The following is a 22,487-nucleotide window of genomic DNA, read 5'->3' as shown; positions in this document are numbered from 1 at the left end:
AATAATTCTTGATAATGCTTTCATGGCAGATTGATTTTTTGATTGATGTTTTGATATATTATCTATATCGTCTTTTTTGGTTCCACGTAAAAATTCTAGTTTCTGTTGATGTACTTGTAATTTGATTGCTATTTAATGTTCTCATGATTTTGATTTTTTTATGCTGAAAAGTTCAGCTTTGATTGATTGATTGATTGATTGATTGATTGATTGATTGATTGATTGAAGGTTTTTACCTATAACGTCTTTTTTGGTTCCATGTATACATTCGTGTTTCAGTTCCTGTACTCGATAATTGATTATTGTTTAAAGTTCTCATAATAATTGATTTAATACTGAATTATATTCAGCTGGTTTGTTTAATGTTATACTTAAAAGACGACAGATGAATAGTTTTGTTACAGTACTATGCATAACAAAGTAGTTTTTTAACAAATTTTAACACAAAAAAGAGGGAATTACTTTTCAATTGTTGTCAACAATATGCTCAATTAACCTTTGTAAAGCGTTAATTTTGTGAGAATTTTTTTTTCAGAAGCTATTAATTTATATGTCCGAAACCTTACAAGCCTTATCAAATAAAGGAACGAAAAAGCGTCTATATGACTATCAAATTGCCGATTTAAAGCGCATTTTTGAAGTGTTTGATGCGGCTCCAAATAACTACAATCTATTGTACCAACTGCCTACAGGAGGTGGTAAAACAGTTATTTTTTCTGAAATTGTAAGACGATATATAAATAAGCATAAAAAGAAAGTTGTCATACTAACACATCGTATTGAATTGTGTAAGCAAACCTCTAAAGTATTGCATAATTTTGGTGTTCATAATAAAATTATTAACAGTAAAGTTAAAGAGTTACCAGATCAGGATCAATACGAATGTTTTGTTGCTATGGTCGAGACGCTTAATAACAGGCTTAATGATGGCAAGTTAAATTTAGAGGATATTGGCTTAGTTATTATTGATGAAGCCCATTATAATTCGTTTAGAAAATTATTTGGTTTTTTTGAAAATTGCTTTATTCTTGGAGTAACAGCTACACCTTTAAGTAGTAATATTAAACTCCCAATGAAAGACAATTATAAAGAGCTAATTGTTGGTGATAATATTTCTACGTTAATAAAAAATGGTTTTTTAGCAGCTGCGGAAATTTACAACTATGATGTCGAGTTAAATACATTAAAAATTGGTATTAACGGTGACTATACCGTGAAATCATCTGAAGCTTTATATAGTAATACAGCAATGCAAGGCAAGTTGTTATTTGCATATGAAGAACTTAGTAAAGGTAAAAAAACACTTATTTTTAATAATGGTATAAATACGTCAAAGGAGGTTTATTATACCTTTAAACGCGCTGGTTATGATGTGCGTCATTTGGATAATACCTGTAGTAAACAAGAGCGTAAAGATATTTTAAAGTGGTTTAAAAATACGCCTAATGGTATCTTGTCTTCTGTTAGTATATTAACAACAGGTTTTGATGAACCTTCGGTAGAATCCATCATATTAAATAGAGCAACGCGATCACTTACCTTGTACTTTCAAATGATTGGAAGAGGGTCTAGAATAAAAGGTGATAAAACGACGTTTAAAGTTATTGATTTAGGTAACAATGCTATTAGATTTGGACCTTGGAGTCAACCCGTAGATTGGCAACATATTTTTAAAAACCCAGACTTTTATTTAGAAAATTTACGTAACGATGAAGATATTGAGCGTGAATTTGTATATGCCATGCCAGAGTCGCTTAAAAAACGTTTTAAGAAAAATCCTAACGATGATTTTGACATAAAAGAAGAATACAAAAAAGTCACTCGAGCTGGTCATAAATCAATGCAAGCAATTGAAAACAGTATAGCACAACATTCTAAATTGGTAATTGCAAATAGTGAAGATGTTTTTGAGGCTAGAGAACTGTCTAAATTATTACATGATGATATTTGTTACCGCATTAAACAGTATTGTTATTGTATTATGAATAGTACAAAAAATTATAAAGAATGGTTATTAGAAGAGTATACGCGTAAACTTCGATTGAGCTTTAATGGCAAGTTTTAGTCCAAAATTTTAACGTAATATTTAAATAAATACCCTTTTTACGCCTTATTTTTGAGATTATATGGTATTAGGTATAGTTTTTGAATGCCTGATGTCAAACTCTAATGTTGATGAAAAAACACATCATTTTATTATTTTTTTCTCTTTTTGCCTTACAAGTTTTTGCGCAACCAGATACTAATGAGAAAAAATCAATAAAAATTCCTGCTAAAGAAACTAAAAAGAAGGATACGGCTTCTGTGAAGTTAGATATAAAACCAAATTCTAAACTAAGCATTACTAAAACCAAAAAGAATATTTCTGGTATAAGCGTTCCTAAAGTAAGTAAAGAATCCATTACTAAACCAAAGAAAGAATTTTCTATGATTCATGACAACGGATTAAAAAATCCAGGAGATTTGTTTGAAGCTAAATTTAATAAAGTCGCAGTAGAGCAAGGGCTCAAAATTGAGACTATGGCAGATGTCTTTTTGGGCGAAATTAAAAGTAATGGTGCTTTTGTTAGAATTGTTTGTCGTGATCACGAATTTCCAGATGGAGATGTAGTTCAGGTCAAAGTTAATGATGATATTATCGTGCCTAGATTATTATTAACAGGTGGTTATAAAGGATTTAATGTAGATTTAAATGTTGGTAGTAACAAAATAGAATTTATCGCTCTTAACCAAGGCGACTCAGGTCCAAATACAGCCGAGTTTATTGTTTATGATGACAATGGAAACCTAGTATCTTCAAAAAAATGGAATCTCCTCACAGGTGTTAAAGCCACGGTAATTGTGCTTAAAGATGCTAATCCTATAACAGAAAAAGAACCTAAACGGAACTAATTGTGCTATAATTTTTTTAAGTCTTGAGATAGGCTATTAAACAATTGTGCTTTTGCTACTAAGTATTTATTTTGGATTTCAATTGCTTTCAATTTTGAATCAATTAAACTTTTTTCTCGTGAGTTAATTAAAAACAAAGAACTCTCACCAAAACTCAATTTACGTTCTTCTGCATGCAACATTTTTGTATAATCAGTAACAATATTTTCAATCAGTATGTTTTGTGTTTTAAATGATTCTAGCTCTTTGTTAAGTGCTAATATCTTGTTTTGAATTGTAATTTTGGCACTACTAATTTCAAATCTGGTATCTTGAAGTTTAAACTTTGAAAGTTTTAAATCGGCACGTTCTTTCCGAAGAAAAATAGGAAACGCAATTTTAAATCCGCCTTTATATTGACTTGTGTTAAAAGATCTAGCTAAATCGGGATCTTGCGTTAAAAAGTTGTATTGTACATCAATTTGAGGTAATAATTTATTAGCTTTTAATTTTTTATCAACTTCTAAGCTTAGGGATTTATAATTAAGTGATTGTAATTTAGGATGATTTTCTAAACTAAAATTACCAAGAGACACTCCCGAAATCTCTAAAACATCATCAATAGTGTCGTCAATAAAAGCATCGGGAATTACATGAGATTGTAGTTCTATTGGTAGGTTGTTATTAAGCCATAAAAATGTAGATAATTCTAATACAGCTTTTGTTAATTTAACTTTAGCTTGTTCTAAGCCTAATTTTCTGTTTTTGATAGTAATAGATGCTTCAATAGAATCTATAGGTGCTTTGTCTCCATTTTCTACACGACGTTTTATACCTTGAAATCTAATTTTTGAATTCTCTAAAAATTGTTCATAGATTTTTGTTTCATTGTAAGATTTTAACCAATTAAAGTAGGAAAGTGAGGCTTTGTAAAGTATTTGGTTAATTAATATATCTCGATCGGCAACACTTTGTTCTTTAAATAATTTCGCTTTTTTTAAATCTGCCATGCGTTGGTTTATGAATAAGCCTTGACCTAAAGACGCTGAAATCCCAGCACTATATAATCCGTTTTCTGGTACATTTAATTCTGGATTTAAATACGTGCCATCATTGTCTTCAAAATTAGCTTTCAGCTCAATACCATACCATGTTGGAATTTTAAAAGTTGCATTTAACTGATCATAATACTCAATATTTTTAAACGTTTTACGAGTATTATCAATTTCAATTTTGGGATCAAAAGCACCACGAGCTTTCATCAAATGAGCTTGACCAATTTGTAATGTTAATTCTGCTTGTTTTGCAATAGGATGATATTTTTTTACATAGCCTAAATACTCACTAAAACTCAACGTTATTGAATTTTTAGTTTGGGCAAAAATTGTTGACGTTAATAAAAAGACGATTAGTTGTAAATATCTCATTACTTATAATTTGAATTAGTTGTTTTGGCAGTTTTAGGCTGATAATAATTTGGAGGAAAACCATTAAGTTTTCTCCAGATCTCAAACCAAATAGGGACGTCTTCAAGTAGTGCTATTGTTTTGGCTCCCGAACCAACTCTAATTGCTTCTGGCCATTGGTGGTCAGTTTCATCTGGAGCTAATAAAATTCTAAATTTTCCGTTATCACTTATAAAATTTTCTATAGCAACCACTTTTGCACCATAGGTTCCATAAGATACATTAGGCCATCCGCTAAAAATTACAGCAGGCCAGCCATCAAACTGTACTCGCACCTTCTCATTAAGATGAATAAGAGGTAAATCTATAGGGTTTATAAATGTCTCAACCGCTAAGTCGTAATTAGACGGCATGATACCAACTAAACGTTCTCCTTCTTTAAAGGTCTCACCAATACCACCTTTTATTGCTTTATTAATATAGCCGTTTTGTGGAGCTTTAATGTAGTACATGTTATTACGCATTTCGTAGCTAGTATAGTCGCTTTCTAATTTTGTAACTTGTGCTTCAGCATCAAAACCGTTTGATTCTGCTGTGAATTTATCACTCTTAGCCTTAGAAATTTTATCTGTATATTCTGCCTGCACACGATTGATTTCTACCATGGCATTAATAACATTATTTTTGGAAGCAAGAAATTTGTTCTCTTGCGAAATTAATTTCGATTGTGATTCTTGAAATTTAGACTGTTTTTCTTCTAATTGTGTTAATGATTTTAAGCCTTCTTTATATAATTTTTCTGTAGCTCCAATTTGTCGCTTAGCAATCTCTAAATTGGTTTTTACCGCTTCTAGGTCAATACTGTCACTTTTTACTTTCAATTTAGATTGTAACAATGTATTCTGAGCCTGTTCTAATTTTAAAACTCGCTCTCTATTTAAAGCAGTAATTTGAGAATTCAATGCTTTGATTTTTGATTCATAAGACACTACAGAGGCCTCTTTAGCCTTAATTTGTTTTCCAGTTCTATTCACTAGATTAGGATCAAAATACTCGTTTTTTACTTCGGAAATGAACAATATTGTATCACCTTGCTTTACAAAATCACCTTCTCTTACAAACCATTTCTCTATACGTCCAGGTATAACAGATTGTATTGTTTGTGGTCGTTGATCTGGTGTTAATGTTGTAACACTACCTCGACTATTAATATTTTGAGTCCAAGGTAAAAACATAATGATAACTATTAAAATAGCAAAGGCTTGTAGAAAACGGTTAAAATGTTTAAAATGTGTTTTATGAAATACTTTTTGAACAGATTTATATTTAGATAAATCTACCGTTTTATTCAATTTGTTGTTAGAGATGTTTAGCATAATCTTAATTGTTTGCTATTATTTTACCTTGTTCTATATTGATGACTCTAGAGCATTTTTTCATCCATTCTAGATTGTAACTAACTACAACTAATGCCCATGTTTTATTTGAATCTGTCAAATAATTCATAATGCTCTCGGCCTCCTCTCTGTCAAATTGCTCTAAAGGATCTTTTAGAATTAATAATTTTGGGTTTTTAAGTATACTTCTTGCTAAAACAATCTTTTTAGCTATAGTTGATGAGAGTCTTTGACCTTCAGGATAAAGGATTGTATTTAAACCTTGAGGTTGAGATTTAACAAAAGCGATTAACTTAGTGTGCTTCAAAACATCATCGATTTCATTATTACTAATATTAGGGTCTCCAAAGGTTAAATTATCCCTTATTGTGCCTTCAAAAGGAGATTCTTCAGGTAGAGATTGTCCAACATGACCTCTATAATTATTGGGTTTAATTCCTTGCATTGCAATATCATTAACATATAAAACACCAGATGTAGGTTGAATAATTCCCGCTATCAGTTTTAAAAGTGTTGTCTTGCCAGAGCCATGTGAACCATAAATCATGATACGATCCTTAGAGTTTATAGTAAAGGAGATATTTTCAATGATTGGTTTTATCATATCAGGTACGATGTAGCTTAGATTGTCTAGTTCTAATGAAAAGGATTTCGTGTTACTGATATTAGCGCCATCTTGAGGTTCTAATTCTTTGTCAACAACTTGACCTAGCTTTTCAATTGAAGTAAGCACGTCATAAAAAGATTCTAGCCCTAAAATTAACTTCTCCACAGAGTTTATAACTAATAAAATAATAATCTCTGCTGCAACAAATTGGCCTATGTTCATTTCTTGATTAAGTACTAATATCCCACCAATAACTAATAAACCAGCGGTTACTAAAACCTTAAAACTTATGAGCTTTATAAACTGCTGAATTAGAATTTTAAAATGATTCTCTCTGGCGTCTAAGTAATTAGATACAAGCTCATCATTTTTGTCTAACGCTAAACTTGTTTTACCAGATAATTTAAAACTTAAAACAGAGCGTGCAATTTCTTGTATCCAGTGCGCAACTTTGTATTTCTGTTTTGATTCTTCTAAGCTAGTATCTAAGCCTCGTTGAGCCGAGAATTTGAAAACAATATATATCATTACAATAAGCAACATTCCATAAATGATAAAGAAAGGATGATAGAATGAGAGGAGTACTAACCCAAAAATAATCTGTAATAAGGCAGCAGGAAAGTCAATTAAAATCTTAGACAACCCTTTTTGAACATTTAGAGTGTCAAAGAAGCGATTTGCTAATTCTGGAGGATAATAATTGCGTAGCTCGCTCATTTTTATCTTCGGAAATCGATATGTAAACTCAAAAGAAGAACGAGTGAAAATTTTCTGTTGTATATTCTCTATTATTCGCATTTGCATAAGTTGTAATAAACCTGCAAAAGCCACACCTAAAGTAACTAATATTACGAGTACAATCCATGAACTACTAATTTGTGCACCTTGTAGTAGATTAATAATAGCTTGAATTCCCAGAGGAAGTGAAAGATTAACAAGTCCTGCAAATATGGCATAATAGAACACTTGTTTTATGTCTTTTTTGTCTAATTTTAATAATCCAATTAAGCGTTGCCAAGAGGTTAAAATAGTCTTTGTCATCAGTTACTTTTTAAGGTATTAGATACTAAATGTGTAAAATAATCGGAAGGTTGAATTGTGTCATTACAATCGGTTATAGCCTTAAAATGATCTTTAAGAAAATGTTGATGTAAAGCACCATCTATTACTGTACTTGCCAAACTATGAGGGAATTTATAATTAGAATTAACCTCAACTATAATATCACGTAAACGTATAATTAAACGCTTGTAAATAGCAAAATAGCCTTCTTTATTATCTAAGTCAACTTCTTTAGTTAAGTAAGATTTTGAATATTCATTTATAACAACTCGACTTAAAACAACTTCATCGATGTGTGAAAATGTAGAATCAGCTTGAACAGACCGTGTTAAAATAACAATAGCTTTCTCTAATTTTTCATGAGGACTTTTTATGTTAGAAATTGAAAAAACAAGTTGATATTCTAGCCAAGCCCAATACCAAGATGTTAAATAAAGTAATAACTTGTGTTTACTATCAAAGTATCTATAGATAGAACTTTCATTAGATCCAATAATGACACCAAGCTTTTTAAAGGTAAAGCTCTCAAAACCAATATCATCAATTAATTTTATACTATGCTCAATTATTCGTTTACCCAATTTAGAAGATTCAGGATCTTTCATGTAGATCTTGTCATTGATGTCAATTTTTAAATTTGATAGTAAAGATTTCATAATATTTTATTTTACTTGCAAATATAATAGTAATACTATTACTTTTTGATTTTTTAACGTTTGTTAACTATATTTCTTAACGTTTTTGATAAAGTCATAGATATAGCGTATCTTTGATGTAAGTGACCAGAGAAGGGTTATATAATTAAAACCAAGAGGAAATAAAGAATGGCAAAGTCGCAACAGACATTTAGTAAAAGTGAAAAAGAAAAGAAACGTTTAAAAAAGCGTGAAGACAAACGCAAAAAAATGGAAGCTCGTAAGCTCGAAAAAGAAGAAAATGGAGCAGAAAGCATCCCATTTGCTTACGTAGATCAATTTGGTAATCTTACAGATACACCTCCAGATCCAGCAGATAAAGTAAAAGTTAAGGCAAAAAACATCGTTCTAGGTGTGCCTAAAAAAGAAGATATTGAAGAAGAAGAATACGATCCAATTAGAAAAGGAAAAGTATCTTTCTTTGATCACTCTAAAGGTTTTGGTTTTATAATTGATACCGAAGACCAAGAGAAATACTTCTGTCACGTTAGTGGACTTATTGACGAAATTAACGAAAATGACAAAGTGCAGTTTGAATTAGAAAAAGGAAATCGTGGTATGAATGCGGTTCGTGTCAAAGTGATCTAATTCATCGCATTGAAATTTTTATCGTTCTTAATAGTTATTCTAGCATCAGCAACATCTTTTGCTCAACATCTGGATTGCTCTAAATTTAAAACAGGACAGTTTAGATATTTAGATAAAGATTATGCTGATTTGCTAACTATTAGAACAGACTCTACTCAAATAGACAGTTATAAAACATCAACTTTTAAAGCTACTAGTCACGTTAAATGGCTAACAAATTGTAGATATGAATTTGAGTATTATAAAGTAAGTGATGCCAAATTTAAACCGCTAATTGGTACAAAGTACATTGTAGAAATCACCAAAATTAATGGCGACACGATAGTTTGTCAAAAAGTGATAAACGATGCATTACAAGACAGTATGCTTCTTGTAAAACTTAAGGAATAGTAATTTCTTTAACAGCTCCCATTTCTAAACCTTTTAAAGTAATAGTACCAACACGAACTCTAACTAATCGTAAGGTTGGAAAGCCAACCACAGCAGTCATTTTTCGTACTTGTCTAAATTTACCTTCGTTAATGGTGAGAGAAATCCAAGTGGTTTTTCCATGACGTTCATCACGTATTTTTTTGGCGCGTTCTGGAAAATTAGGTTTGTGATCTAAAATGAAAGCTTTACATAGTTTTGTACGGTAGGTCTCGCTTTTATGGCTAATAGTAACACCATTTTGTAACATATTAATGGCTTCTGCAGTAATCTCACCATCAACCTGCACATAATATTCTTTATCGGTTTTTGAACTGGTAATATCGTAACTCACTTTTCCATTTGTGGTTAACAATAATAAGCCTTCAGAGTCTTTATCTAATCGCCCAATCGCCATTGTGCCTTCAGGAAAATCATGTAATTCTCCTAAGAATTTCTTGTTAATTTCATGTTTAGCGTTGGTTTGAAACTGACTTAAATAACCGTAAGGTTTAAAGAGTTTAAAATGACGATGGTTCATGTGTGTTCTCGAATTTCAACTTCAAGGTTTTAAAAACCTTGTATGTATATTAAATACGTTAGATTTATCTACAAACCGATAAGGTTTCAAAAATTTAGCAGGCTAGATACTATTTTGTAAAATAGAATAGACTAACTCTTTAGTAAGAGTTCTGTCTTTAGCTTGCTCACGAATAGCATCAAAAGACATTTTAAAATCACATCCCGTTTTATAAGCACTACAGCCATAAGCCGTTTTACCTTTCATAATCTGACCTTGATGACATTTCGGACATATAAGCGTATCAGTTTTTTGCTCTGTTTTTGGTACTGCGGAAATTTTAGTTGTTCCTTTTTTTGCTTCTAAAACCAATTTAAAGCTATCATCAAAACGCAATAAACCTTCGGTTGTTCCAGTTTCCGAAGTAAATCCTTTTAAATTTACAGTAGACCCTTTTTTTAATATTCTGATAAATTGCTTTTCAGAAATTTTCTTTCCGTAGTTTTCAAATGACATCACAAAATCACATCCAGATTTAAAGGCAGAACAACCATATGCCGATTTTCCTTTTAAAATAGACCCTTTTTTGCATTTTGGGCACATTTCCGAAGTAATACCAGCTGCTTTTTTTGTTTTCGTTTTGGCTTGTCGTTGCTTAACAACAGTGGCTTGAGAGATATTGGCGCGTTTAGTTTCGCTACGAACTTCGTAAACCAACTCATCAACCATTATTTTCATGTTTTTAATGAAAAGACTTGCACTATAATCACCCTTTTCAATGTCTTTAAGTTGTTTTTCCCAAAGTCCTGTGAGCTCAGCAGATTTTAATAATTCGTTCTGTATAGTGTCAATTAGCGCAATACCTGTAACGGTTGGGAGCAATTGTTTTTTATTACGTTTTATGTATTGACGTTTAAATAAGGTCTCAATAATATTAGCACGTGTTGATGGTCTACCAATCCCGTTTTCTTTCATTAAATCACGAAGTTCGTCATCATCAACTTGCTTACCTGCCGTTTCCATAGCGCGTAGGAGAGAGGCTTCCGTATATTGATTTGGTGGTTTGGTTTGCTTCTCTAAAAACGAAGGTTCGTGAGGTCCTTTTTCACCTTTGTTAAAAGTTGGTAACGTGTCTTTATCAGATGTGTTTGAAGATGGCGATTTTCCGAATTTAAAAACAACTTTCCAACCGTCTTTTAAAATCTCTTTACCAGTGGTTTTAAAATTAACGTCTGCAGCTTTTCCAATTACTGTCGTATTAGAAACTTCACATTCTGGATAGAATACAGCGATAAATCGTTTTACAATAATATCATAAACTTGTTGCTGGTTGTATTGTAAATTAATTTCAATACCAGTTGGGATTATGGCATGGTGATCGGTTACTTTTTTATCATTAAAAACTTTTGCCGATTTTTTTATTTTTTTGCCTAAAAGTGGTTGTGTTAATTCTTTGTACTTAGTAAGTTTAGCAAGAATACCATGCACTTTAGGGTAAACATCATTTGGTAAAAACGTGGTGTCAACTCTTGGGTAAGTGACTGCTTTTTGCTCATACAATTTTTGAACAATTTTTAAGGTTTCATCTGCCGAAAAGCCAAATTTTGTATTGCAATACACTTGTAAACCTGTAAGATCAAAGAGTTTTGGTGCGTATTCTTTTCCTTTCTTTTTTGCTGTAGATACGATTTCAAAATCGTCTTCTTTAACCTTTTTTGCCAGAATTTCACCGTCTTCCATTTTTAGAAAACGTCCTTCTTCATACGCAAATAAGGTGTCTCGATACATCGTTTGTAATTCCCAATATGGCTGAGGCTTAAAATTTTCAATATCTTTAAAACGGTTTACAACCATTGCCAATGTTGGTGTTTGCACACGACCAACAGATAAAACTTGTTTGTAGCCACCATGTTTTACAGTATATAAACGTGTTGCGTTCATACCTAATAACCAATCTCCAATAGCACGAGAAAATCCTGCGTAATAAAGGTTGTCATAATCTTTAGAATCTTTTAGGTTTTGAAAACCTTCCTTAATCGCTTCAGTGGTTAATGAAGAAATCCATAAACGTTGTACTTCTCCTTTATAATTGGCTTGATCTAAAACCCAACGCTGTATGAGTTCTCCTTCTGTACCAGCATCACCACAGTTGATAACAACGTCTGCTTTGTCAAACAAAGATTTTACAATATTGAACTGTTTTTTAATTCCGGAGTTGTTAGTCACCTTGGTTTTAAACTTTTCGGGTAACATAGGTAAGTTGTTAAGATCCCAACTTTTCCAATACGGTTTATAATCGTTTGGTTCCATTAATGTACAGAGATGACCAAACGTATAAGTTACAGCATAACCATTGCCTTCAAAATAGCCATCACGTTTTGTTTTGGCACCAAGAACTTGCGCGATTTCTCGTGCTACACTAGGTTTTTCGGCTATACAGACTTTCAAAATATTTTTTTCTTCGGAAAATTAACAGAGACGCAAATTAGTGAATTGTAGCTGTTTTTTGCAAAGGAATTACAGAGAGTTATTAACTATAAAATCATTCATTATTAAATATCTCTAGACTAAAATATTGAGTTGAGTAAATACACCTGTTTTTTTAATTACAGAATATTGCGTTTAAAAATACTAACTATAGCACTTAGTTTTGATAAGATTTAATTTCTAAACCGAACTTCATGAAAAAACTAAAGCCAAATCACATTCCTGCAAAAGGTTGGAAAGGTGGTTTTTTAAACAAACATCCAAAAGCAAAATATCCAGATCCTGACTTAAAGGGAATAGGCTTAACACAAAATTTAGATAACATTGGTAAACTCACACGACAACAGCGTGTTTTATGGCCAGAGTTTACTTGGGAAACTCGAAAAGGAAAAAAAGATCCAAAACGTTGTTTTCAAATGTTTGCACCAGATATTTCACGTATTGGTTATGATAATACAGGGCAGTCTTGGTCTGTTATTTGTCCGCAGCAAGGCGTTTATTTGCCAGGTTTTGGTACAATGAATGTTGAAGTTACAGTTACAAAACAAGGTGGATGGGTAGATGAAACTAATAAATCAATGGCAGTAGATATGGTGGTTAAACCAAAAATATGGTTTAGCCCAAGTGCGCATCAATCTTCATTAGGCCAAATATTATGGGCTTTATTTGATTTAAATTATATAGGTTTTGGTTTTCCTTCAGAAAAAGACAAGGCAATAACCCTAAACACGTTTAGAACTGATGCAGAAAAAACAACGATCATTAATATAAGAGATGGTTTATTTATGAACAGTGAATTACCGCATTTTACATTGCATCCCGAAGCTTGGAACCATGCGAATGTAGAGGTTGAAATTGGAGATATTGATGTTGCAGATCATCCAATTGTAGCCGAGTTTAATAACTTGGTAATGAAAGCTTTTAATATAGCTTCGGGTAATATGTTGCAAAAAGGGAATATTTTAGCTTGGAATGTATGGTTTGATGCACCAAGTAAAGTAGATAGGTCAGAATGGATTAATCATGCAGATGTATGGCGAAGATCAATTGATGTTGATCATTGTAGTCCTGATGGGAATTCAAAACCGGCAAGATATGCAAACGGTCAACCTTTTAGTGTAGAGCAAGAGTTAATTGATGAAGTTATAAATGATATCATTAAATTTATTAAAAAGCATCTTCCTTGAGGTTTTTAATGTATTGTCATACTAGTTATTGTTTACGGCTATTTAAGATAAATTATTAACCTCAATCCAATACCCATTTGGGTCTTGAAAATAAACTTGTAAAATACCGTCGTCTCTTACATAGTTTTTGTTTGGTGTATCTCGCCAATCACTATATTCAATATTTAAATGCTTTAAGTGTTTAATAAATGCCTGAATATTAGTTGTTGCTAAAGCAAAATGTACAGCTTTATTTGTTTTTATTTCTGCATCTGGACGCGGAATTAAATGAAGTTGTTTATTCTCGTTTAAGGACAACCATCTGGTTTTAGAGGAAGAGGCGGTATTTTTAATTTCTTTTAGTTGTAAAACGTTCTGATAAAATGCAACAGATTCGTTAACATCTTTAACTGATAGTGCTAAATGGTCAAATGTAAATGTAGCCATATTTTAAACGTTTTAAATAGTATTAGTTTTATAAGGTAATACGCTCAAGGCGTATCATTTTAGTTTCAGTTTAAATGATAGGCTATAATTTACTTATAGATTTTTATATTTAACACAAAGAGACCACTAGAACGCATGCTATATTCTAAGAAAGCATTAGAAATTAAGAACTCCTTGAAGCCTTAAAACGAATCTCTATAATACTCAAAACTTTTAATTATTAAATCATTGTCAACCAAACAGTCTATTTTAGGTAATCCGATGGCATCTAACAACACAAAATTAATATTACCATGTTCGTTTTTCTTATCGTATTTTAAAAGATCAATAATAGTGTCATAATCTGAAGGCTCTATCATTATAGGTTTGTATATGTTGTTTAAAGCTTTAGTAATGTAGTCTAAGTCGGGTTTTGGGAGTTTTAAAATTTCCGCAGAAACAAAAGATTCTAGAATCATACCAATAGCAATAGCTTCGCCATGCAATAATTCATCTTTTTCAGGATGGCTCAAAAAATAAGATTCGATGGCATGACCTAAAGTATGACCAAAATTAAGGTGCTTGCGTTCGTTTAGTTCTAAGGGATCTTTGGTAACTATGGTTTTTTTAATTTCTACAGAGTCATGAATTAGTTGGTCTAAATCATTAAGCGTGAGTTTTGATAAATCTGTAAGCTTATCAAAATAGGTTTTATCGACGATGAGACCGTGTTTTAACATTTCGGCTAAACCAGATTTCATTTGATTTTGAGGAAGCGTATCTAAGTAGGAGGTGTCTATAATCACCATATCTCCAGAGCTTATAACACCAACTTGGTTTTTAAGAGCACCAAGGTCTACACCAGTTTTACCACCAACAGAAGCATCAACCATGGCTAATAATGAGGTTGGGATATTAATATATTTGATACCTCTTTTGAAGGTACAAGCCACAAAGCCTCCAAGATCTGTAACCACTCCACCACCAAGATTGAGCATGAGACTTTTACGATCTGCACCTAGATCTGATAGTGTTTGCCAAACACCTACACAAGTATCTATGGTTTTATGATGTTCTCCAGCTTCAATTTCTATAACTTCTATAGTTAGTTTAGTTTCTAATTGTGCCATGAATTTTGCTAAACAATACTCATGTGTATTAGTATCAACTAAAATAAAAATTTTAGAAAAATGGTTGTTATCTATGTAATTATTAAGCTCTAAATATGCGTTTGCATTAAAATGAACTTTGTATGTTTTTGTTTCAATAGAATTCATGCCGAAAATTAGCAACTTTTAATAACATATTACCTAATGAATAATTATTTTTGTTACATATTTTTAACATATGAATACAACTACACTTTTTGATAATACAGAAGTTGCTTTTGCTCTCAAAAATGATGCTCAATTAGAGCGCGCTTATTTTTTGTTTAAGATGATTTCATATGAGCCTATGGTTCGTATTGGGACTGCGGCTACAAACTTTGCTCTTAAAGCAAAATTACCTGTAGAAGGTTTAATTCGCTCTACCGTTTTTGATCACTTTTGTGGAGGTGTAAATGAAGAAGATTGCGTCCCAGTGATTGACAATATGTTTACTAAAGGCGTGAGTGCTGTACTGGATTATTCGGTAGAGGGGAAGGACACTGATTTGGCTTTTGATGAGTGTAGAGATAAAATATTAAAAATTATTAGGTTTGCCGACGAAAAGGAGGCTATGCCAATAGTAGTGTTTAAGCCTACTGGTTTTGGGCGCTTTTATTTATATCAAAAACTAGGTGAAGGTGGTGTTTTTACTGCTGAAGAACAACAGGAATGGGATAGAGTTATTGCGCGTTTTGAAGCCGTTTGTTCTCTTGCTAAAGAGAAAGATGTTGAAGTATTAATTGATGGTGAAGAAAGCTGGATGCAAGATGCGGCAGATGATTTATGTGAAACACTAATGCGAAAGTATAATACCACGAAACCAATAGTTTATAATACCTTACAAACTTACCGTTGGGATCGCTTAACTTATTTAAAGGCAATTCATGAACGTGCAAAAGCAGAAAATTTTAAAGTTGGTTTTAAAATTGTGCGTGGCGCTTATATGGAAAAAGAACGAAATAGAGCAGAAGAAAAAGGTTATGAGTCTCCAATTTGTGAAAGTAAATTGGCTACAGATGAGAATTTTGATACCTGTATGAGCTATATTTTAAATCATTTAAATGATATTTCTCTTTTTATAGGTACACATAATGAACAAAGTTGTTATCTCGCAATGCGAATGATGGAAGAGAAAGGTATTGAAAAAACTGATAATAATGTTTGGTTTGGACAACTTTATGGCATGAGTGATCATATCAGTTATAATTTGGCAGCTCAAGGTTACAACGTTGCGAAATATGTACCTTTTGGACCTGTAAAAGATGTTATGCCTTACTTAATTAGACGTGCCGAAGAAAACACATCTGTAGCTGGGCAAACGAGTAGAGAATTGAATTTACTGAAAGCTGAAAAGAAACGTAGAAAATTGAAATAAAAAAAATCCGCAAATTTACGTTGCGGATTTTTTTTTACGTTTAGCGTAATTATTTGAATAAATTACCAAACATTTTCAATCTAGTGTACCATTTTTTATTTCGGGTAGGATTGTTTCCGTAACCGTAACCGTAGCCTTTCTTTTTAATGCTTCCATTTAATAGCGTGACCATATTTGGTAAGCGTTTTTCCTCATACATGGTTTGAGCAATGTGTAATTGACGTTTATCAATATTATTTGCGCTTACTACATATATAAAAATATCGGCATGATCACTTATTAAAAGTGTATCAGTAACTAAACCAACAGCGGCTGTATCAACAACGATATAATCATAATCTTTTTTGACATTTTCAAAAAGATAATTCACACGATCACTCATGAGTAATTCTGCAGGATTTGGAGGTATCGTTCCAGATGGAATGACATCTAGGAATGGATTATCAGGTATAGACACTATAACGTCTTTTATAGTCAGGGTTTTATCTGAAATGAAATCTGTTATTCCTTTTTTAGCTGTTATTTTTAAATAATCATTAACTCGAGGTACACGAATATCTGTTTCTACAAGTAGTACCTTTTTTTCTGAAAATGAAAATGAACTTGCAAGATTTGTAGTTGTGTGCGATTTTCCTTCTTGTGCAGTTGTTGATGTTACAAAAATGACTTTACACGAATTGCTATTATTTTGAAGCATAAAATCAATATTTGTTCTAATGATTCTAAATGCTTCTGCTTTTGGAGAATAGTCTACTTTATTGACTACAGGTAATTTTCCTTCTCCTTTTGGGATGTCTCCAATAAAAGGTGCTTTAATTAGACGTCTTACATCTTCTTTAGTATGTACTTTATTATCTATTAAATCTAGAGCGTATATTAATGCTACTGGAATAAAAAGCCCTATAAGCATAGAGGCTAGATAAATAATTCTTTTGTTTGGAGCAATAGGGCTATCACTAGCGTAAGCAAGGTCTATAACTTTAGCATTGGCAGTTGACATCCCTAATGTGATGGCAGTCTCCTCACGCTTTTGTAATAAATACAGATAAAGAGATTCTTTTATACCTTGTTGACGCTCTATGTTTCTAAACTGCCTTTCTTTAGTAGGAGCAGCATATATTTGACCTCGAATTCTAGAATTTTCTCTATTGAGATTATTAAGTGTAATTTTATTTGTTGATATAATATTTTCTATACTTTGATTTAGATTACCTTTTAATGCATCAATCTGGCTATTTAACTTAAGTACTGTTGGGTTTTTATCGCTAGAGTTTTTTAAAACTTGGTTTCGTCTAGAAACCAATTCGTTATAGTTATTTGTTATTTGTGCAACATTAGCATCGGTAATGCCTATATCTGCTGGTAAAAAATCTGAGTCTCTGTTATCATTATTAATTTCATTACTCATAAACTCAGCCATCTGTAATTGATTGCTGGTTTGGTTGATTCTATTACCAATTTCGCGCTCACTTTCTAAAAAGATGTTGGATTGTGATCCTAATGCAGTAAGCCTATTGTTTTGCTGAAGATTTTCTGCTGTGAAATCAACCTGTTCTAATTCATTTGAAACAACATTTAATCGGTTGGTTATAAAGTCTGAAGTGACTTGAACAATTTTTTCTTTATCATTGATAACGTCTTCATTATATTTTTCAATGACCTTATTAAGAATAAGTCGAGCTTTCTCTTTTATACTCTCATTGAGCGATAATTTAATGACATTTGACTTTTCAGAAGTACTAACTTGTATGGCTTGAAGGTAAGATTCTACAATACTGTGCACAGGTCTCATACTTATTTCAATAAATGAACCTGGACTAGAACCGTAAGCACCTATATTTGGTATGATAACAAATTCTCCATACGATGTATTTACTTTTTCACCAAAACTATATGTTTTTGTGCCACCATCGTCAAACTCAAACAAATCATTAGTATTGACATTTGAAAGCTCATATTTTTGTGCAGATATAATTTTTATATAAAATGATTTACTAATGTTTTCAACAATAGAATCACTTGTAAAAAAATTAATGCTAACTGGTGGATTGGAATAAACTTCCACTTTTTTCACCTTTCCGGTAACATAAAATCTTGTATTTAAATTGAGATCTTTTACGACTTCTGTGATAATAGATCTTGATTTGATAATCTCTATTTCGTCTAATACATTTGGTAATGCACCTAATCCTGCACCTTGAAGTGCGGAAATTTCAGAGAGACTTCTAGAATTTTCATCCTCTTTTAGTTTGATAGTTGCAGTAGCCTGATATATATTAGTGCTATATCTTATTTTTACAAATGCAATAGCTAAGGCAATAAATAAGCAAACTATAAGAATTTTCCATTTTGATAAGTATAGCTCAATAATATGTAAGAACGAATCTTTGGTTTTTAATAGATTTTGAGACATGGTATGTTTTAAACTTTATTAGTTTCTTGTTATAAAGATAGCTGCAATTGTCGCCAATAATGATACTGCAGAAATTAATACTCCAGTATTAGGGTTGTACGTTGATGTTCTCACTTTAGAGTTGTTAGGTTCAACATATATGATATCATTTTGCGACAAATAATATACAGGTGAGTTAACGACATTGATAGACGTTAAATCATATTTAGCATATTTTTTTTTACCGTCTATTTCTCGAATTAGGAAAATATTATCTCTTTTTCCATAGATGGTTAAATCTCCTGCCAATCCTAAAGCTTGGATGAGTGAAATACGTTCGCCTTGAACCGTAAAGTTTCCAGGGTTTTTTACTTCACCACTTACTGTAATTGTAAAATTGATAAGTCTAATGTTAACAATGAATTCATTAACATATTCGCCAATTTTCTCTTTAAACATTTCAGTTGCTTCGGTTCTTGTAAGTCCGCCCAATTTAATGGTTCCAAGTGTAGGAAATTCTATATTACCTTGAGGATCTAATAAATACGTTTGTCTTAAAACAGTAGTTTGTTCAGTAGCTCCTGCATTTGTATTGTTATATGCAACAGCAGGTAAATTAAAAGGAAGAACCGATTCAGTATTTTGTGAAGACACGTCAATTGTTAATATGTCATTAGGTTTATAACGTATTTCATAATTATTATCTAATTCGCTTAAACTTTGATCTGTAATAGGTTCATCTTGAAAATAAATAATATCTTTTCTACTACCACATGATGACATTATTACTATACATGATAGAATAAGGAGTGATTTTGAAATAAGTTTTAATTGTTGACGAATCATAAATAGTTTGATTTGGTTTTGCTTATTTTTTTGAATCTAATACTTCATACTTTGAGTTATTAGAAATATATTCTGGGATGATTTCTTTGATTAATGCTACAATTTCTAAGTTTTGTGATTTTAAATTAACTGTACACAAATTAGATATTTTTTCATTAATACTTAGCGCATCAATTTTTTTAGTTCTAGCAATCATAATTTTTTCATGATACGTAGGTCTCGTATTTTCACCGTCTGCTAGTAACTCTTCATATATTTTTTCTCCAGGTCTTAATCCTGTGATTTTGATATCAATATCTTCTGGATATCTAAGTCCAGATAGTATGATCATATTTTTTGCTAAGTCATGGATTTTTACAGATTCACCCATATCAAAAACAAATATTTCGCCACCATTACCCATTGTAGCTGCTTCTAAAACAAGTTGACATGCTTCAGAAATGGTCATGAAATAACGAGTAATATCTTTATGAGTAACCGTTAGCGGTCCACCTTGGTCTATTTGCTTTTTAAATAATGGAATGACAGATCCATTTGAACCTAGCACATTTCCGAAGCGCGTTGTAATAAATTTAGTTTTACCTTTTCCTTGTAAGCAATTGACGTAGAGCTCAGCAATACGCTTTGTTGCACCCATCACATTGGTTGGATTTACGGCTTTATCTGTAGAAATTAGTACAAATTTATTGACACCATGTTTTACTGAAAGACTAGCCATATGGCGTGTGCCACCAATATTTACACTAACTGCTTCATAAGGGTTGTTTTCCATTAAAGGTACATGCTTATAAGCAGCAGCATGAAAAACCATATTAGGTTTATACTGTTCAAAGAGTTTTTCCATGCGTCTAAAATCTCTTACATCTGAGACTATAGCTGTGAAATTTTTAATTCCTTTTTGTACAAATTCTTGTTGTAACTCGTAAAGTGGAGACTCTGCGGTATCAACAAGTATTAATTTTTTGTAATTATAATTTGTAGTTTTTCTAGCAATTTCACTACCAATCGAACCTGCAGCACCAGTAATTAATATGATTTGATTGTTATATTCATCTAAAAGTGCCGGATTAGTAATAGATATTGGATCTCTACCTAATAAATCTTCAATATTAACTTCTTTAATTTGGCCAACACTTAAGTCTCCATCAATCCAATGTTGAATAGGAGGTACAATTTTTACTTTTAGGCCATGTTCAAACAGTTGACTCGATATTTGTAAAAGTCTAGAGGATTCTATGTTTTGAACCGATATGATTACTTCTTCTATGCCATGTTTTTCAATAAACTCAGAGGTAATGTTTTCTAAACTATACACTTTCAAAGTGTTTATTTTCTTACCGATTTTACGTTCGTTATCATCTATAAAACCAATAATCTCATGGCTATTATTAGGGTCATTAGAAATTGCGTCATAGGTAATCATACCAGCATTTCCTGCTCCAAATATCAAAACTCGTTTTTGAGTTTTAAAATCTTGCATCAATTTGTTATAAACAGATTTTATAAAAAGTTTAGAACCAACGAGAAAAAGAATATTGAGTAGTAGATGTATATAGATAATAGAACCCGAAATATTAAAAATACTCTCATAGTTCAATTGTCTACTAAAAAAAGTAGATATAATTAAAATGGTTGCTAAAATGTTTACACCAATAATGATGTTAATAACATCTTTAAAACCTGTAAATCGCACCACACCTTTATACGATCCAACGACAACAAAGCTAATGAGTCCTGCCAAAAACACAAACGGAATTTGTTTTAACATCACAACCCAATCGAAGTCAAAAATAAAATTAAAGCGTATGACATAGGCAACAATAAATGTAAATGCTATGATACCTAAATCAAAAAGCATTACTAGCCATTTAGAGGCATATTTATTTGATATGTCTTGCAGTAATTTTTTAATCATGCTCTAAAATACGTTTTTATTGCAGATGTTACCCTATTTAATTCAACCTCAGTTAAATTAGAGCCACTAGGCAAACATAAGCCTTTTTCAAATAAGTCGTCTGAAATACCATTAAGATATTTAGGTGCATCTTTAAAAATAGGTTGTTGATGCATAGGTTTCCAAAGCGGTCTAGTCTCAATATTTAGAGCATCTAAAGTGGTTCTAATACCTTCTCTAATATCTTCGGAAGGTGTAATCATACAAGATAACCAGCGGTTAGAGTAGTAGCCTTTCGGTTCATCAACAAATTTTAGCTCGTCTATATTTTTAAAACTTTCTTTATAGTGTTCGTAGTTGGCTCTTCTGGCAGCTACGCGATCATCAATAACTTCCATTTGCCCTCTACCAATACCTGCTAATACATTAGATAGTCTATAATTGTAGCCTATAGATGAATGTAAGTATTCCACAGCTTTATCTCTAGACTGAGTAGCTAGAAAAACGGCTTTATCTTTGAGTTTGACATCTTTGGTAACTAAGGCACCTCCTCCAGAAGTTGTAATAATTTTATTACCATTAAACGATAATATTGCAAGATCTCCAAACGTACCACACTTAATTGAATTGTATGTACTTCCTAAGGCTTCTGCACTATCTTCTAATACAGGAATATTATATGTTTTAGCTATTTTATGTATTTCATCAACTTTATAGGGCATTCCATAAAGGTGAACTGAAATAATAGCTTTAGGTTTTTTTCCTTTACTAATACGATCTTTAATAGCAATTTCTAATTGTTCTGGGCACATATTCCAAGTATCCTTTTCGCTATCAACAAAAATAGGAGTAGCACCTTGATATACAATTGGATTTGCAGAAGCCGAAAACGTTTTGCTTTGGCAAATAACTTCATCTCCCAAACCAACATTTAATAAAATGAGACCTAAATGAATAGCAGCTGTACCAGAACTTAATGCAGCAACATGGCTACCTTGTTGCAGGTAGTTTTGTATATCGCTTTCAAAACCATTAACATGAGGTCCTAATGGAGCAATCCAATTTGTCTCAAAAGCATTATTTACATAAGATTGTTCTTTTCCACTCATATGAGGAGATGACAACCAAATTTTTGATTCCATAATTAATAAGTTAAGTTAGTTAATTACTATGCAACAATTATTGTCTAGCGAGGGATT

18 protein-coding genes are annotated in these 22,487 nt (G+C 31.8%); 6 read left to right on the top strand and 12 right to left on the bottom strand.

Translation table 11 applies throughout. From position 1 onward, the window contains the following. Nucleotides 1–550 precede the first annotated feature (550 nt). Both TD29_RS15490 and TD29_RS15485 read left to right on the top strand, forming a co-directional pair. Nucleotides 551–2,065 carry a DEAD/DEAH box helicase gene (locus TD29_RS15490; protein ID WP_040281952.1) on the top strand — a complete coding sequence of 505 codons (1,515 nt, stop codon included), beginning with the start codon at nt 551–553 and terminating at the stop codon, nt 2,063–2,065. A gap of 110 nt (nt 2,066–2,175) precedes the next feature. Continuing rightward, nucleotides 2,176–2,892 carry a hypothetical protein gene (locus tag TD29_RS15485; protein ID WP_052467145.1) on the top strand — a complete coding sequence of 239 codons (717 nt, stop codon included), beginning with the start codon at nt 2,176–2,178 and terminating at the stop codon, nt 2,890–2,892. A gap of 5 nt (nt 2,893–2,897) precedes the next feature. Here TD29_RS15485 and TD29_RS15480 read toward each other — a convergent pair whose 3' ends face one another. The 4 genes from TD29_RS15480 to TD29_RS15465 are packed head-to-tail and all read right to left on the bottom strand — an operon-like array spanning nt 2,898 to nt 7,999. After that, a complete protein-coding gene (locus TD29_RS15480) occupies nt 2,898–4,298 on the bottom strand; it encodes a TolC family protein (protein WP_040281949.1) in 1,401 nt (466 codons plus the stop codon). Further along, nucleotides 4,298–5,653 (bottom strand): HlyD family secretion protein, encoded by a 1,356-nt coding sequence (locus tag TD29_RS15475; protein ID WP_040281948.1) that lies wholly within the window; start codon nt 5,651–5,653, stop codon nt 4,298–4,300. The genes TD29_RS15480 and TD29_RS15475 overlap by 1 nt, the downstream gene beginning before the upstream one ends. Nucleotides 5,654–5,657: 4 nt before the next feature. Then, nucleotides 5,658–7,322: a peptidase domain-containing ABC transporter gene (locus TD29_RS15470; RefSeq protein ID WP_040281945.1), complete on the bottom strand. Its 1,665-nt coding sequence runs from the start codon at nt 7,320–7,322 to the stop codon at nt 5,658–5,660. Further along, nucleotides 7,322–7,999, bottom strand: a complete 678-nt coding sequence (locus TD29_RS15465; protein WP_040281943.1) for a TetR/AcrR family transcriptional regulator — start codon at nt 7,997–7,999, stop codon at nt 7,322–7,324. Before TD29_RS15465 ends, TD29_RS15470 begins: the two co-directional genes overlap by 1 nt. Nucleotides 8,000–8,167: 168 nt before the next feature. Between TD29_RS15465 and TD29_RS15460 the strand changes: the two genes are divergently transcribed. Both TD29_RS15460 and TD29_RS15455 read left to right on the top strand, forming a co-directional pair. Then, on the top strand, nt 8,168–8,626 hold the full coding sequence (locus TD29_RS15460) for a cold-shock protein (RefSeq protein ID WP_040281941.1): 459 nt from the start codon (nt 8,168–8,170) through the stop codon (nt 8,624–8,626). 9 nt (nt 8,627–8,635) lie between these two features. Further along, nucleotides 8,636–9,016: a hypothetical protein gene (locus TD29_RS15455; protein WP_040281939.1), complete on the top strand. Its 381-nt coding sequence runs from the start codon at nt 8,636–8,638 to the stop codon at nt 9,014–9,016. On the opposite strand, the gene TD29_RS15450 is transcribed toward TD29_RS15455, so the two are convergent. Then, entirely contained in the window at nt 9,006–9,575 is a 570-nt protein-coding gene (locus TD29_RS15450) for a pseudouridine synthase (protein ID WP_040281937.1), read from the bottom strand. The two genes, TD29_RS15455 and TD29_RS15450, sit on opposite strands and share 11 nt — an antisense overlap. 102 nt (nt 9,576–9,677) lie before the next feature. Beyond that, entirely contained in the window at nt 9,678–12,002 is a 2,325-nt protein-coding gene (locus tag TD29_RS15445; protein WP_040281935.1) for a type IA DNA topoisomerase, read from the bottom strand. A gap of 233 nt (nt 12,003–12,235) precedes the next feature. Between TD29_RS15445 and TD29_RS15440 the strand changes: the two genes are divergently transcribed. After that, the gene (locus tag TD29_RS15440) at nt 12,236–13,228 is read left to right on the top strand and encodes a hypothetical protein (RefSeq protein ID WP_040281933.1); all 993 of its coding nucleotides are present in this window, start codon (nt 12,236–12,238) and stop codon (nt 13,226–13,228) included. A gap of 42 nt (nt 13,229–13,270) precedes the next feature. Here the strand turns inward: TD29_RS15440 and TD29_RS15435 are convergent, their stop codons facing one another. Then, complete coding sequence (locus tag TD29_RS15435) at nt 13,271–13,654, bottom strand: VOC family protein (protein WP_040281931.1); 384 nt, start codon at nt 13,652–13,654, stop codon at nt 13,271–13,273. 182 nt (nt 13,655–13,836) lie between these two features. Continuing rightward, on the bottom strand, nt 13,837–14,910 hold the full coding sequence (aroB, locus tag TD29_RS15430; protein WP_040281929.1) for a 3-dehydroquinate synthase: 1,074 nt from the start codon (nt 14,908–14,910) through the stop codon (nt 13,837–13,839). Between the two features lie 70 nt (nt 14,911–14,980). On the opposite strand from aroB, the gene TD29_RS15425 reads away from it, so the two are divergent. Then, the gene (locus tag TD29_RS15425; RefSeq protein WP_040281928.1) at nt 14,981–16,156 is read left to right on the top strand and encodes a proline dehydrogenase family protein; all 1,176 of its coding nucleotides are present in this window, start codon (nt 14,981–14,983) and stop codon (nt 16,154–16,156) included. A gap of 49 nt (nt 16,157–16,205) precedes the next feature. Here TD29_RS15425 and TD29_RS15420 read toward each other — a convergent pair whose 3' ends face one another. Genes TD29_RS15420 through TD29_RS15405 form a run of 4 tightly spaced genes read right to left on the bottom strand, consistent with a single transcriptional unit; the run spans nt 16,206 to nt 22,430 of the window. Then, nucleotides 16,206–18,569, bottom strand: a complete 2,364-nt coding sequence (locus TD29_RS15420; protein ID WP_040281926.1) for a GumC family protein — start codon at nt 18,567–18,569, stop codon at nt 16,206–16,208. Between the two features lie 18 nt (nt 18,570–18,587). Then, nucleotides 18,588–19,394, bottom strand: a complete 807-nt coding sequence (locus TD29_RS15415; protein ID WP_040281924.1) for a polysaccharide biosynthesis/export family protein — start codon at nt 19,392–19,394, stop codon at nt 18,588–18,590. Nucleotides 19,395–19,416: 22 nt separating this feature from the next. Continuing rightward, nucleotides 19,417–21,309, bottom strand: a complete 1,893-nt coding sequence (locus TD29_RS15410; protein WP_040281922.1) for a polysaccharide biosynthesis protein — start codon at nt 21,307–21,309, stop codon at nt 19,417–19,419. After that, nucleotides 21,306–22,430 (bottom strand): DegT/DnrJ/EryC1/StrS family aminotransferase, encoded by a 1,125-nt coding sequence (locus TD29_RS15405; protein ID WP_040281920.1) that lies wholly within the window; start codon nt 22,428–22,430, stop codon nt 21,306–21,308. Before TD29_RS15405 ends, TD29_RS15410 begins: the two co-directional genes overlap by 4 nt. Between the last annotated feature and the right edge of the window lie 57 nt (nt 22,431–22,487).

Source organism: Psychroserpens damuponensis (assembly GCF_000826655.1).
Lineage (GTDB): Bacteria > Bacteroidota > Bacteroidia > Flavobacteriales > Flavobacteriaceae > Psychroserpens > Psychroserpens damuponensis.
This window is presented reverse-complemented; position numbering and strand designations above follow the sequence as displayed.

What these genes read in the sequence shown, in the direction of transcription:
- TD29_RS15490 (WP_040281952.1), top strand. Translation starts at nt 551, where the DNA reads ATGTCCGAAACCTTACAAGCCTTATCAAATAAAGGAACGAAAAAGCGT.
- TD29_RS15485 (WP_052467145.1), top strand. Translation starts at nt 2,176, where the DNA reads ATGAAAAAACACATCATTTTATTATTTTTTTCTCTTTTTGCCTTACAA.
- TD29_RS15480 (WP_040281949.1), bottom strand. Translation starts at nt 4,298, where the DNA reads ATGAGATATTTACAACTAATCGTCTTTTTATTAACGTCAACAATTTTT.
- TD29_RS15475 (WP_040281948.1), bottom strand. Translation starts at nt 5,653, where the DNA reads ATGCTAAACATCTCTAACAACAAATTGAATAAAACGGTAGATTTATCT.
- TD29_RS15470 (WP_040281945.1), bottom strand. Translation starts at nt 7,322, where the DNA reads ATGACAAAGACTATTTTAACCTCTTGGCAACGCTTAATTGGATTATTA.
- TD29_RS15465 (WP_040281943.1), bottom strand. Translation starts at nt 7,999, where the DNA reads ATGAAATCTTTACTATCAAATTTAAAAATTGACATCAATGACAAGATC.
- TD29_RS15460 (WP_040281941.1), top strand. Translation starts at nt 8,168, where the DNA reads ATGGCAAAGTCGCAACAGACATTTAGTAAAAGTGAAAAAGAAAAGAAA.
- TD29_RS15450 (WP_040281937.1), bottom strand. Translation starts at nt 9,575, where the DNA reads ATGAACCATCGTCATTTTAAACTCTTTAAACCTTACGGTTATTTAAGT.
- TD29_RS15440 (WP_040281933.1), top strand. Translation starts at nt 12,236, where the DNA reads ATGAAAAAACTAAAGCCAAATCACATTCCTGCAAAAGGTTGGAAAGGT.
- TD29_RS15435 (WP_040281931.1), bottom strand. Translation starts at nt 13,654, where the DNA reads ATGGCTACATTTACATTTGACCATTTAGCACTATCAGTTAAAGATGTT.
- aroB (WP_040281929.1), bottom strand. Translation starts at nt 14,910, where the DNA reads ATGAATTCTATTGAAACAAAAACATACAAAGTTCATTTTAATGCAAAC.
- TD29_RS15425 (WP_040281928.1), top strand. Translation starts at nt 14,981, where the DNA reads ATGAATACAACTACACTTTTTGATAATACAGAAGTTGCTTTTGCTCTC.
- TD29_RS15420 (WP_040281926.1), bottom strand. Translation starts at nt 18,569, where the DNA reads ATGTCTCAAAATCTATTAAAAACCAAAGATTCGTTCTTACATATTATT.
- TD29_RS15415 (WP_040281924.1), bottom strand. Translation starts at nt 19,394, where the DNA reads ATGATTCGTCAACAATTAAAACTTATTTCAAAATCACTCCTTATTCTA.
- TD29_RS15410 (WP_040281922.1), bottom strand. Translation starts at nt 21,309, where the DNA reads ATGATTAAAAAATTACTGCAAGACATATCAAATAAATATGCCTCTAAA.
- TD29_RS15405 (WP_040281920.1), bottom strand. Translation starts at nt 22,430, where the DNA reads ATGGAATCAAAAATTTGGTTGTCATCTCCTCATATGAGTGGAAAAGAA.